Origin of the sequence: Pedobacter cryoconitis (genome assembly GCF_001590605.1) — a bacterium.
Lineage (GTDB): Bacteria > Bacteroidota > Bacteroidia > Sphingobacteriales > Sphingobacteriaceae > Pedobacter > Pedobacter cryoconitis_A.
Window position 1 is genome coordinate 3,136,512 of the sequence record NZ_CP014504.1, and the last position, 13,043, is coordinate 3,149,554.

12 protein-coding genes are annotated in these 13,043 nt (G+C 38.4%); 8 read left to right on the top strand and 4 right to left on the bottom strand.

What is annotated here, in order from left to right:
- Positions 1-66 precede the first annotated feature (66 nt).
- The 3 genes from AY601_RS13060 (at position 67) to AY601_RS13070 (ending at position 2,262) form a co-directional block, all read left to right on the top strand.
- Entirely contained in the window at positions 67-444 is a 378-nt protein-coding gene (locus AY601_RS13060) for a virulence RhuM family protein (RefSeq protein WP_157287893.1), read from the top strand.
- Between the two features lie 462 nt (positions 445-906).
- The gene (locus tag AY601_RS13065; RefSeq protein WP_157287895.1) at positions 907-1,545 is read left to right on the top strand and encodes a DUF6266 family protein; all 639 of its coding nucleotides are present in this window, start codon (positions 907-909) and stop codon (positions 1,543-1,545) included.
- 57 nt (positions 1,546-1,602) lie between these two features.
- Positions 1,603-2,262, top strand: coding sequence for a DUF6266 family protein (locus AY601_RS13070; RefSeq protein WP_068401792.1), 660 nt, complete (start codon positions 1,603-1,605; stop codon positions 2,260-2,262).
- 13 nt (positions 2,263-2,275) lie between these two features.
- Here the strand turns inward: AY601_RS13070 and AY601_RS13075 are convergent, their stop codons facing one another.
- The gene (locus AY601_RS13075; protein ID WP_068407512.1) at positions 2,276-2,662 is read right to left on the bottom strand and encodes a group III truncated hemoglobin; all 387 of its coding nucleotides are present in this window, start codon (positions 2,660-2,662) and stop codon (positions 2,276-2,278) included.
- A gap of 353 nt (positions 2,663-3,015) precedes the next feature.
- Here AY601_RS13075 and AY601_RS25685 point away from each other — a divergent pair, with 353 nt between their 5' ends.
- The 3 genes from AY601_RS25685 to AY601_RS13085 all read left to right on the top strand — a co-directional run bounded on the left by AY601_RS25685 (position 3,016) and on the right by AY601_RS13085 (position 3,952).
- Positions 3,016-3,174 (top strand): hypothetical protein, encoded by a 159-nt coding sequence (locus AY601_RS25685; protein ID WP_157287897.1) that lies wholly within the window; start codon positions 3,016-3,018, stop codon positions 3,172-3,174.
- 95 nt (positions 3,175-3,269) lie between these two features.
- Positions 3,270-3,506 carry a hypothetical protein gene (locus AY601_RS13080; RefSeq protein WP_068401795.1) on the top strand — a complete coding sequence of 79 codons (237 nt, stop codon included), beginning with the start codon at positions 3,270-3,272 and terminating at the stop codon, positions 3,504-3,506.
- A gap of 32 nt (positions 3,507-3,538) precedes the next feature.
- On the top strand, positions 3,539-3,952 hold the full coding sequence (locus AY601_RS13085) for a GreA/GreB family elongation factor (protein WP_232324590.1): 414 nt from the start codon (positions 3,539-3,541) through the stop codon (positions 3,950-3,952).
- Positions 3,953-4,049: 97 nt separating this feature from the next.
- On the opposite strand, the gene AY601_RS13090 is transcribed toward AY601_RS13085, so the two are convergent.
- The 3 genes from AY601_RS13090 to AY601_RS13100 form a co-directional block, all read right to left on the bottom strand.
- Positions 4,050-5,561, bottom strand: a complete 1,512-nt coding sequence (locus tag AY601_RS13090) for a RagB/SusD family nutrient uptake outer membrane protein (RefSeq protein ID WP_068401797.1) — start codon at positions 5,559-5,561, stop codon at positions 4,050-4,052.
- A gap of 10 nt (positions 5,562-5,571) precedes the next feature.
- Positions 5,572-8,649, bottom strand: coding sequence for a SusC/RagA family TonB-linked outer membrane protein (locus tag AY601_RS13095; RefSeq protein ID WP_068407518.1), 3,078 nt, complete (start codon positions 8,647-8,649; stop codon positions 5,572-5,574).
- A 67-nt stretch (positions 8,650-8,716) separates the two neighbouring features.
- The gene (locus tag AY601_RS13100) at positions 8,717-10,012 is read right to left on the bottom strand and encodes a hypothetical protein (protein ID WP_068401799.1); all 1,296 of its coding nucleotides are present in this window, start codon (positions 10,010-10,012) and stop codon (positions 8,717-8,719) included.
- Positions 10,013-10,414: 402 nt separating this feature from the next.
- Between AY601_RS13100 and AY601_RS13105 the strand changes: the two genes are divergently transcribed.
- On the top strand, positions 10,415-11,149 hold the full coding sequence (locus tag AY601_RS13105) for a GntR family transcriptional regulator (protein WP_068401807.1): 735 nt from the start codon (positions 10,415-10,417) through the stop codon (positions 11,147-11,149).
- An 80-nt stretch (positions 11,150-11,229) separates the two neighbouring features.
- Positions 11,230-13,035 (top strand): class I mannose-6-phosphate isomerase, encoded by a 1,806-nt coding sequence (locus AY601_RS13110; protein ID WP_068401811.1) that lies wholly within the window; start codon positions 11,230-11,232, stop codon positions 13,033-13,035.
- The last annotated feature ends 8 nt before the right edge of the window (positions 13,036-13,043 follow it).

A 13,043-nucleotide genomic window follows, 5' to 3' on the forward strand; every position in this document is an offset into this window, starting at 1 on the left:
GTAAAGTGTTATTGTGAAGGTTTTAGCCACCTGAATGTTTCCTTGTACTTAATAAACCTAGAAAAAATGCAGAATGAGCAGATCGTAATTTATAAAACAGAAAATGGCGAGACAGTTATTGATGTGAAAGTTGATGACAACACCATTTGGTTAACACTAAATCAGCTATCGGAATTATTCGGTAAAAACAAATCCACTATCTCAAGGCATTTAAACAATATTTATACACAAGAAGAATTAACAAAAGAAGCAACTGTTGCAAAAAATGCAACAGTTCAAATAGAAGCTAACAGGCATATAGAAAGAACTATTGAATATTACAACCTGGATGCTATCATCTCTGTGGGATATAGGGTTAATTCAAAACAAGGGACAGCGTTTCGGATTTGGGCAAATAAGATTTTAAAAGATCACCTGTTAAAAGGCTATTCTCTTAATGAATAGCATTTAAAAGAGCAGAATGAGCAGTTAAATTCTCTGAAAAATGCATTAACACTTTTAAGCAACGTAATTGATGATGGTGAATTAATGGTAAATATGATTAACACAAACAATTAAAACCAAAAAGTATCTTTTAATTACAAAATTCTTTGTCTTTCCTATCAGTTTATGCTTGTTCAGCCGTATTTCTGTACTATTGAATTACTAGTCTCCATGCTTTTAACGCAAATTACAAGCGGGTTACTGCTTGTGTTCTCCTGTAGTTTGATACGGGTTTGAAGCGGGTTTGATACGGGTTTGAAACGCCTCGACCCGTATCAAACCCGCTTCAAACCCGTATCAAACCCGCTTCAAACTGTAACTTAAACCCTACGAACATCTTGTCGTAATTTAATTCACTTACAATCAGATTAAATGTCTATCTTTCTGGTATACAGATTGTTTATTTATGTAAAAATTATAATTATGGCAATAGCAGGAAATGGATCAAACGATGGACCTACAGGCAGATCAGGTAATAGAGTAACTTATATGCGCTTAGGGAAGCTCACCTCAAGAACAATTGGTTTGCGCACCGATAAACCTACTGTCCCTGTTTTGAAAAGCAGGCAGGTAACTGCATTGACAACTGCGCTGCTAAAACCTGTTAAAGGTTTTTTGATTGTAGGATTTGGGCTGGAAGGGAAACTTAACCTTCAAACTTATTATACTGTAGCGAGTTCTTACAATCGATTAAATGCCATTTCAGGTAATTATCCTGATCAGCAAATAGATTTTACAAAAGTCTTATTCAGCCAGGGTAAAATGCCGGTTACCCCCAGTACTCTGGTCAGCAGAGTTGAGAAAGGTTTAACTTTTAAATGGGATGCCAGTTTCACCGCAAAAGGCATAAACCAGAATGACCAGGTTATGCTGATGGCTTACGATCCGCAAAAGCGGGGTACGGAATTTCAATTGAATGCAGGCAGGAGAAGTGAAGGGGAAGCATTTTTACACATTCGGAAAAGGAAAAAGCCATTATTACTGGAAACCTACATCTCATTTATCTCTGAGAGCCGAAAAAGCATCTCCAACAGCATGTATGTTGGACAGATTGTCTGGTAACTATATCATTTTCTAACGGTCATTTATAATTTCACCTCAATTAATTTAAACTCAGTTATGGCAATCTTACAACAAGGCTCATTAGGCGTGTTTACCGGAAAAATCGGTGCACTGGTTATTTCAAAATGGAAAAGTAAATATGTTGGCAAAAGCACACCAAAGAAATCTTCTAAGGAGGCCACGGTTTTACAATTGACGCAACAAGCAAAGTTTAAGATAGCAGGCAGCTTTATGCGTATGTTCCGGTCTGAAGTAAATTTCAGTTTTCAGAAGCCGCCTAAAAATATGACCGCGATGAATTATGCCATGTGGTATAACCTGCATCATGCAATTGACGGAGTTTATCCGGATTTCACCTTGAATTATTCCAATGTAAAGCTGAGTAAACCTGCTGATTATTCAACAGAAATTGACAATGGTTTTAACGTTGCAGTCACTGTAGAAGGCAAAAAAATGAAGGTTACCTGGGAAGAGGATGAGCTGATAGATAATGACGCGACAGCACCTACCGATAGAGCCTACTGCTTTATTTATCATCCTGAAAAGAATATTTCTACAGTTGCTCCATTGTATCCGCAAAGAAGTGAGCTGGCGCTTAAAGTAAACTTGCCAGGCTCTTTTGAAGGTAAAATACAGGTATGGCTTTTCTTTGTCTCTGATGATCTTAAGTTTGTTTCAGAAACGGAACATTTAGGAGAGTTTACCATAAGTCTTTAACAAAGGAAAGTTTTCAGACAATGACTTTAGTTGGATCACCATTCATTCCACGCAAACGGCGAAGAAACATTTCGGCCATCAATCCGGCTCTGTTTTTAGCCTCTTTGGCAATTTCTCCTTCAAAATCTTCATCAATAGTCTCAGAGAACAAGATTAGCCAGCGTTCAAAGTGTTTTTCTTCAATAGCTAATGGAGCATGTTTTGCAAATGGATTACCGCGAAAACCGGGCACACCAAATAATGCAGCATTCCAAAACCGGTATAGCTGTTCCAGGTGTGGAGCCCAGTCCTGAATAGCACCAGCAAACACCGGCCCGATCAACGCATCGTACTGCACCTTTCCGTAAAACTTATCTACAAACAGGGTAATATCTTCCAAATTTTTAATGTCGGCTTTCATTGCTGTAAATTTACGGATTAAGTGCTTTGAAAAATTCATGTCTTAAATCATAGTATGTAACATTCCTAAGAGAATAATATATTACATCAGGAAATATTTGTTTTTGTGATTTAAAAGTAGACATTTGTTTTAATGGGTTTAATCAGGCACTTACTTTACACGCTTCGAATGGCAATTGCATTAAAAATGCAACCTGCCCGTGTGCTGCAACGCCAACCTGTTTCTTATCACGCTAATTTAGGATACTTCTTCCGTAAAAACAGTAAAGACTTTATTCAGTAAGTCCCGGCCCTGCTTCAGGATCAGGGCCAGCTATAAAGCTTCATTTTTTTACACCTTAATTTATTTTGTTAATGAAAACAATCCATACACCCCGCTTTATTTATGCAATGCTGGAAATTTCTTTTACTCAGGGAATGTGTGCTGCTTTTGCAATGTATTGCCGCATGGTATCTGTTCATTACCATTTTGGATTCCACTCCCAAACTACCAGCAAGGACTTTATTAAGTAAGCCCCGACCCTCGTTTGGTTTGGGGCCTTCAGGAAAATCATGAAGTTGTTTATCAAAACAGCTCTTCTCTCTTTTTTTTACTGAATTAAGTTTTTATGATCAATAAATTTAAATCCATCTCATGGATTGGCTTAGGCTTGATAGGTCTTTTCGGCCTGAATGTGGTACTTGTCCTTGCTGCTTTATTACTGGATTACTTGTGGTTAGACATCATGGCTATCCTGGTAGCTGTACTTCAATTATTCTTCCACCATACTTTAAGCAAACACAGGCGGAAATTTAAAATCTATAGTCGTCTGCTCAATCTCCATAAATCGCATGCTGCGAACTAATAAATAACACAAAATAGCTAAAGAATAAGCATATGACAAAAAAAACAATGAATAAAGAACATATGAAAACGGAACAATTAATGATCGTTAAAAAAGAACTGGATCTGTTAAAAAAACATCTTAAAGATTCTAATCTTTCCGAATACAATAAAAATCAATTGCTTGCAGAGCTGGCCTCCGCAAAAGTTGTCAAAGAAGATGAGCTACCTGATGATGCGGTTTGTATCGGATCAGAAGTAGAGATCCAGGAAATTTTAAGTGAAAGAAAGTATACATTTCAAATTGTCTTTCCTGCAGAAGCGAATATGAAAGAAAATAAAATGTCAGTCTTTGCCCCTATCGGAACAGCTTTATTAGGCTACCGGGTAGGTGCAAAAGTGCAATGGGAAATGCCCGATGGCATGAGAACATTTGCGATCTTAAAGGTTACGCATAAAAAAAATTAAGTGCATTAAAGTATAAAAAAATTAAGTGGATTAAAGCACAAAAAAACGCCCTGTTAAATGGAATTAACAAGGCGTTTTTTATAGAATTAAATGTTGCTTAGAATCCTGGATTATTTGGCAATAAGTTTGAATTCACATCCGTTTCCTGTTTAGGCAATGGAAATAACAATTGCTTCTCTGAGAATGTTGCGCCGAATACGGTTTTGTGTCCTACAAAATTGTCCCAGTTGCCCGTTACATCATTGTGAACCTTCCTGGTACGGATCATATCAAACCACATCTTATTCTCGAAACACAATTCATAATAGCGTTGTGCCCATACTTCCTGCTCAAAGGCAGCTGATGATAAAGCACCAATAGGGGCTAATTTAGCTCTTCTTCTAATATCGTTTACAAACTGAATAGCTGTACCATTTGGTGCACCTTCTGCTTGATTTGACGCTTCTGCGTACATCAGCTCTACATCTGCTAAACGGTATAGCGTAAAGTTAAGGTCAGACTTCAATGTGCTGACTACCGCGGTAGAGTCAAACCATTTATAAATGTAATTTCCTTTAAATGTAACCAACTGCCCTGTTTTCAGGTTTTTATAATTGGTATAGAAAAATTGTTTTTCCGCTACCCTCTTATCACCTGCTGCATACGAACTGATAAATTGCGGAGTTGGATAAACAGATCCATACTCATCAGAATAACCTGAAATACCAGAATAATTTGGAATAGTCAGTGAGGTTAATGGATTATTTGACGGAACAGAAGCTGCATATTGAACTTGAAAAATAAATTCTCCATTGTTCTTGTTCGCTGGTTTCAGCATATCTGTATATTCCGGAAATAAAGAGTAACCTCCTGTTTGTGTTACTGCCAATGAACGTTTAGCTGATTCAGCATAATATTGCTTTCCACCATTGATCGCTGCCCCTGCATAAGTTAAATATACATCTGCAAGAATTGACTTTACAGCCCCCATAGATACCTTTCCGGTAATATCTTTCCATGGTAAAGTTGATTTCTCTGCTTCCAGTAAATCAGGAATAATCACTGTATCATAAATATCTTTTGCTGCCGTTCTTGGAATGGACAGGTTAAGGTTTTTAGGGACTTCAGTAACTTTTGGAACGGCTCCATACATCCTCACCAAATAAAAATAATATAAGGCTCTTAGTGTACGTGCTTCAGCTAACAGGTTTGTTTTATCTGCCTCACTAAGCCCCGGGGCATTGATAGCAGGTATTTTTTCAATCGCCAGGTTACATGCCCCAACGCCTTGATACATTTGCTGCCACCAGGTATCGATATAAAATGAAGTGGGATTGTAAGAAAGATTCTGAAAGTTTACAGCGCCAGTTTGTCCAAGGTCACTATTCGCTTTTCCAGTCATAAATTCCATCAGGTTCCAGGTATTTCCTCCGTAAGATGAGGGTTGTCCTTTTAACACTCCCTGCAAGTATTGGTAACTTGAATTCGCAAGCGCCCTGGCTACTTTAGCACTGGAAAGTTCTGAATCCGGAGTTATAAAATCGGTTGGCTTTTCGTCCAGGAATTTTTTACAAGAGGCACAGGTGAGTAAGACCAGTACCGCAAATATTATATTTTTTGTAGTTTTCATGTGATTCAGTTTAAAAGGTAAGTTGAACGCCTAAGTTCCAGATGCGAGGTCTTGGCGTAGCGAAAAAGTCGATATTTTGAGAGAAGGATGCATTTGAACCGTAAGTCTGGTTAAATGTATCTACCTCCGGATCATATCCTGTATATTTAGTAATGATAAACAGGTTTTGAACGTTTGCGTAAATTCTTAAACGATTGATGTGCAACTTCTGATTAACCGCTGCTGGTAAACTATAACCAACAATAAAGTTCTGACCACGGATAAACGAACCATCCTCTACCCACCAGCTGTCAAAGTGTGAATCCTGAGCAAATTTATAGTTACGTACCTGAGAAACAGAGGTGTTTTGATTTTGTGGTGTCCATGCATTTAAAACTGTAGCCAAACTATTAGAGATTGTTTGTCTGTCCTCAGCTGAGTGCTTAAAGTTAGCTGCTGTATTTACGCCCTGAACAAAACGGATATCAAATGATAAATCCCAGTTTTTGTATTTAAAGCTACTGCTGAATGTTCCTGTCCATTTTGGATAAGCACGGCCGATAATACTATAGTTCACAGATCCATCTTCATTGTAAAGATATTTCCTGTCTCCTGGTTTTAATCCATGAGAAGCGGCATCAGCTGCTTCGTTTTCGCCATAAGTACCTAAACGTGTCATTCCATAAAATGAGCCGATAGGTTCGCCCACGCGGACTACATAGTTCTGACCAAGAAAGTTCGGGCCAGGGAAAATATCTGCATTCCCGTCATTTAGCTTTATTACTTTGTTTTTATTCGCTGAGAACAAGAAGCTGGTAGACCAGGTGAAGTCGTCAGTTTTAACATTGACTGTATTCAAACTGATTTCTATCCCGGAATTTCTAACTGAACCTACGTTTTTGTAAACGTTTGCATTGGTAAAACCTGCCGACCATGGAATTGGAGTTTGCAGCAATAAATCTTTAGTGACACGGTTATAATAATCAAAAGTCAGGTTAATCCTATCATTGAATAACCCTAATTCAACGCCTGCATCTGCCTGAATTGATCTCTCCCATTTCAAATCCTGATTACCAATATAACTAGGCAATAGTGAAGATTGGGCCGCACCGCCTAACACAGTTGTGCTTGGCTGAATTTGTGATAAGGAACGTGCTTGTCCAATTTCCTGGTTACCCGAAGTACCGTAACTTGCACGAATCTTTAAATTAGAAACTGTTTTACTATTTTTAAGAAAATCTTCTTGCGAAACGCGCCATGCAGCACCTACAGAAGGGAAAAATGCATACTTATTATTTTTTCCAAATCTTGAAGATCCATCATAACGACCAGTTGCTGTAAAGAGATATTTATCATCCAGACTATAATTTACCCTTGCATAGAATGAACTCAAAGCAGATTTAGTATCATAAGATTCAGATGCCGATCTTACTGAACCAGCCTGAAGATAATGATATTGAAAAATATCATCTACAAAGTTCTGCGTTTCTGCACGAACTCTTTCATAGCCCGTTTGCTGTAAAGAAGCCCCTAATAAGGCGGTGAATTTTTGACGGTCATTGATCTTTTTGTTCCATGTTAAATAATTCTCAGTCTGCCAGTAATAATTATCGTAAGCATTGATATTGGCTACACCGCCTTCATCTTGTGATAAGTGAGGCAAGTTTTGAGAAGAAAAGAAATTATTTTTGTTCGAGCTCAGGTTATACCCGAAATCAGTTTTAAAATCAATTTCACTGGTAATATGGAATAAAGCGTATACATTACCGAGCATCTGCAAAGTATTGTTGATCGTATATCTGTTGTTTGCAATATCAATTGGGTTTGGTGCACCTTCTAACCCTGCAATATCAAAATTTCCGGCATAAATGCCATTAGGATATCTTACCGGTAAAATCGGCACTTCTTCAGCGACTGCTCTTGCTACGTTCAAACTTCCGTTACCGTCGGTAACCAAACGTTGTATACTTCTGATCAGGTTTACATTACCCCCTATTTTCAGCCAGCTTTTCACGTCATTGTCTAAAGTCATCTTCACAGAATAACGTTTGAAGCCTGAAGTAGGTGCTAGTCCTTTTTGATTTAAATAACCTAGTGATAAACTATACAGCGTTTTTTCATTACCCCCCTGCACGTTTAACTGATGATTTTGTGAGAAAGCAGGTTTATATGTTTCCTTTTCCCAGTTTGTATCATAAAGAGGTTTATTATTGGTATCAAATAATAATGGGTAATTCGCATAATTCAATGCCTTTGGAGGAGTCCATACACCACCCGCCGGGTCAAATTTCGTACCATTGGCAAAAGCCTCATTATATACTTTCAGAAATTCTTCTGAATTTAAAGTTTTCACATGTCTGTATAATTCACTGACGTTTGCATTGGCCTCATAGCTAATCTGTGTCCCTTCTCTGCGCCCTCTTTTGGTAGTAATCATAATTACACCATTTGCACCTCTGGAACCATAAATAGCGGTAGAAGAAGCATCTTTCAGTACTTCTAATGAAGCTACATCATTCGGGTTAATGGAATTGGGATCAACACCTGCAACCCCATCAATTACGTATAAAGGATCGATATTGGAGTTAATAGATCCGATACCCCTTACCCTTACTTTGGCGGCTGTTCCTGGAGCTGCACTATTCAAACTCACCTCAACACCTGCTATTTTACCTTGCAGCGCCTGAGAGATGTTTGCAACAGGTTTATCCATCAGCTGTTCCCCTTTGATGGTACTCACAGCTCCGGTTAAATCTGATTTCTTAACCGTACCGTAACCAATGACGACTACTTCATTCAGATTATCGGCCTTTTCATCCAGCTGTATGTTTATAACACTTCTACCGCTGATAGTTCTCTCCTGTGCAGTGAAACCAGTAGAAGAGAAAACCAGGATAGCTTTATCATCAGCTACCTGAATTTGGTAATTTCCAGCAGCATCTGTTATTGCGCCTCCAGCTGCCCCCTTTATTTTGACACTTACCCCAGGGATTGCGAGGTTGTCCTTTAAACCGGTGACCTTCCCGGTAATTTTAATTTGTGCTATCACCTGCAGGGAAAGCAGCGAAAGCAGCGAAAGCAAAATGGAATAAATAAATGCTTTTTTCATAATTTGGTTTTTAGTTGTTGGTTGATTTTTGGTGTGGTTATATGATCGTTTAAAAGCTATTCGACTGTTAATTTTTGGCTGCCCATTGTTTAAGAGATTCTGCAGCATCGTATAAGACACCTGCCTCGCCTCTGAAATCACCCGACCCTTTGGCTTCGCCGGTTTGTACGTTATACCATTCATAAAATCCTTGATGGGCAATTGCACGATCTACCATAGGCATTAATTCTTCATAGGCTTCTTTAATCAGCTTATGCTTGATTAAGCCATGAACCATCCGGCCACCGAACCAGGTCCAGTCACCGCCATTTTGGTAAGAATAAGGAAGCATGTTTGGAAATTCACTTTCCGGATAAGGAGGATAAACTGTAAAACCTATAGTTGCGTATTTTTCTTTTGATGCTGCAGCTACGATTTGAAGATTGATTTGCTGTATCTCTTCTGGAGTATTAAAGCCGGCCAGAATTGCACATACTGAGCCGCCGGAATATAAGATCTTATCCTCCTCAAATGTTTTAGAGAAGGGACTACCATTCAAATATAAATGGGGTCTGTATTTTTGAGCTTCTGGCATCCACAAGTGTTTGCGGACATTTGCCTTGATTGTACTGGCTAGCTTTGCCCAGTCCTGTTGTGTCTTGTAGCTTTGAGGTTTCATGGCCAGAAAATCATTGATGGCCATCACAAACATAGCATTATCATAAATATCAATTGCCCATTTGGTATGTGCATTGATCGCTACTCCCCAGCCTTTTTCTGGTTGTACATCTCCCCAGTCAATGGTAGTAGCTCCTTTTACAAGGCCGTATTTCTCTGACCACCTGTTTTTTAAGATATAGGAAAAAGATTCTTCCATACGTTGCAAAATGGTTTTAGCTCCTATACGTTCAAAAAGAATAGTCTTGTCTCCTGTAACGTCAGTATATTTCCTGACCGCTTGTACCAATGATGATTCCTGGTCAGTTTCTACCGTATTTTTATGCGCTGCCCATCCTGGTAATAAAGCAGAATAACGATATTGATATCCACCATTTGCTTTTGTGCTATCCACTACGCCATCCACAATGTTTCCGTCCTCACCCTGAATTTTAAAGAACATCAGGAGCATATTTCTAACTTTCTCTTTGGGTTGTATTTTTAAAGATCCTTTAATGAAGGTGTTAAAATCTCTGATCCATACTTCATCATAAGCTGTACCTGCAGAAAATCCGGTAAGTAGTTGAATTGCCCTTGCCTGAATCGTATCTAAACGAGTATCAGCACGTATGGAGCTGGCAAGCGCTGCTTTATCTGCTACCTGCGCAGTAGATTGCAGCTGCAGTAAACAAAAAACAGCAGAAAAAAGGAGTAAATATTTTTTCATTCAGTTTTATTTAAATACAATAAATAAAAGCGAATATGCTTCCGGTTTTAAAGGAAAAACATATTTGCAGTCTATATTTGGTTGGTCAATAGTTATGTACAAACATAGAAGTATTCTAGCTATTTCCAAATTTTAGATGATCTTTTTTCATATTGATAAAACGGTTAAGCTTTATCAGGGCTTGATTGCCATTTTACTCCTTATCCATAGCTAATATTGATAACAATTTTGATAACATTTAACTGCGCGTATGCGGAACATTTTTGTTCATTAAATTTATGCTGAAATGATCGGTTCAGCGGTATCAATCCGCAGCATACATATACCTACATTCCTATTTGCTATGTATGTACTAAAAAGCTTAATTTTACAGCCGATCATCGAATCATTAGTCAGCTCACCATGAATATTTCCATTGACCATAAAAGTCATATCCCACTTCACATCCAGGCCGAACTCTTACTGAGAGAGCTGATCAGAGACCCAGCTTACCAGGCAGGTAAACTATTGCCTAATGAGGTAGACCTTGCAAAAAAGCTGGCGATCTCCAGAACTACGCTTCGGCAAGCCTTGAACAAATTGGTTTATGAAGAATTACTGGTCCGTAAAAAAGGTTATGGAACGAAAGTAGCGCCCTCAAAAATAAGCTCTAAATCAATGAATTGGCTTAGTTTTTCTCAAGAAATGAAAGCCAGGGGAATACCAGTCAGAAACTATGAGCTTCATCTGAGCTGGGTCTATCCTGACGAACAGATTGCCAACTTATTTGACATTAAAACAGATAAAAAAATCTTGAAATTAGAGCGTTTACGAGGTGGGGCTGATGGTGCTTTCGTTTATTTCATTTCTTACTTTCATCCCAGGATTGGCCTCACAGGCGAAGAAGATTTTAAGCAGCCTTTATATGAAATGCTTGAAACAGAACATTCGGTAATCGCTAATTTATCTAAGGAAGAAATCAGTGCTATAACAGCAAACAAATTCATTGCCGGCAAATTAGAAGTGGAAACCGGAAGCCCTATTTTATTCAGAAAAAGATTCGTCTATGATCAGGGTGACCGTGCAATAGAGTATAACTTAGGTTATTACAATGCGGAGAGCTTTATCTATACGGTAGAAAGCCGGAGAAACCAATAGATTTTAATTGATTTTAAAAAGGCTTTTGAATATTGAATAGAAATGTCATATGTTTGGACATTATAACATATAACCAAACGATGACTGATACTTACAGAGACGGGATAAATACCAATATCGGTTCCTTGCGAAATACGACGCAGTTGATTATTCCAGCAAAAAAAACGCAAACTGCCAGTCACGGATACGATATTTATCCTGCTTTTAAAATCGAAGACACTGTATATGCTGGTTTCAATAGCTTAGCTGATTGGATCATCAGCCAGTCTCAAAATATTGTTATTGATGGTTACTCTGGTGTCTGTTGGGACCTTTTTGTGAAACACCTGAATCAGCATTTAACACAAAAAGGAAAAACTGTAAGCTGGATTGCTATAGCTACTGCACTGAAAAACAACTCAGTAATTAATGGAATGATTGAAGACCATCTTCAATCAGCTGATCCAGTATTTGGTAAAAGATATGAAGGAGAGCTGAAAGACTTTTTTGATCCGTCAAAACTCAGCTTAATTCAACCTGCTCCTCATGAATTTACCATTATCTATGGTTGCGGGGCAGCATTAGCTGCTGTGGATGCAAAAATTATTTATATTGATGTTCCTAAAAACGAGATACAATTCCGTTCCAGAGCAAATCATCTCCATAATCTGGGTGCATCAGCAGTTGCCGACCCTAAATCACAGTATAAACGTTTCTATTTTATAGACTGGCCGGTTTTAAACAAGCATAAACAGCGGTTATTAGCTAATATTGATATCATAGTTGATGAACAGCGTGTTACAGAAATATCCTGGATGACTGGTACAGCACTGCGCAAAGCGTTAACTAAAATGTCCAAACATGCGTTCAGAGCCAGACCGTGGTTTGAGCCCGGAGTATGGGGCGGACAGTGGATCAAGGAAAATATAGCTGGCCTGAATCAATCCGTTATCAATTATGCCTGGTCATTTGAACTGATTGCCCCTGAAAATGGGATTATACTGGAAAATGAAGGCCAGTTATTGGAAGTATCATTGGATCTGCTTCTTTTTCATAACTGTAATGCGATTTTAGGTAAGGCAGCAGCGCGTTTCGGTTATCACTTTCCTATACGTTTTGATTTCCTGGATACGATGGATGGTGATAAATTATCCTTACAATGCCATCCTACTGTGGCTTATACCAAAGAACACTTTGGTGAGGATTTTACCCAGGATGAGACTTATTACATACTGGACCACAAGGAACAGGCTAAAGTATATTTAGGTTTCCAGGAAAATATTGACAAGAAAGGCTTTAAGCTGGTTCTGGAAGACAGCTTTAATAACCATACACCTATAGCAGTAGAAAAGTATGTACAGACATTTAACGCTAAAAAACATGAGTTATTCCTGATCCCAAATGGTACTGTTCATAGTTCCGGCAAAAACAACCTGGTTTTAGAAATTAGTGCCACCCCTTATATTTTCACTTTTAAAATGTATGACTGGTTGCGTCCTGATTTAAATGGTAAACCCCGGCCACTGAATATTGACCGCGCTTTCGCCAACCTGAATTTCGAAAGAAAGGGTAAAGTAGTTAAGGATACGCTGATTGCGAAACAAAGTGTCATTGAGCAGGGTGACGACTGGCAACTTGTTAACCTGATTACGCATCCTGATCATTTTTATGCGATTCACCGTTTTGAATTCGATACGGTTATTGAAGGCCGCACCGAAGGACAATGCCATATCCTGAGCTTGGTGGAAGGAGAGCTTATTTTGGTCAAAACCGGCGAAATGGAACTGGAAATTCATTATGCGGAAACTTTCATTATTCCCGCGGATGCAGTACAATATCAAATCATAAATAAAAGTAAGGGAAGGGTGAAAGTCCTCACTGCCTTTGTAAAAGACGAATGTTGTTAATTAATTTA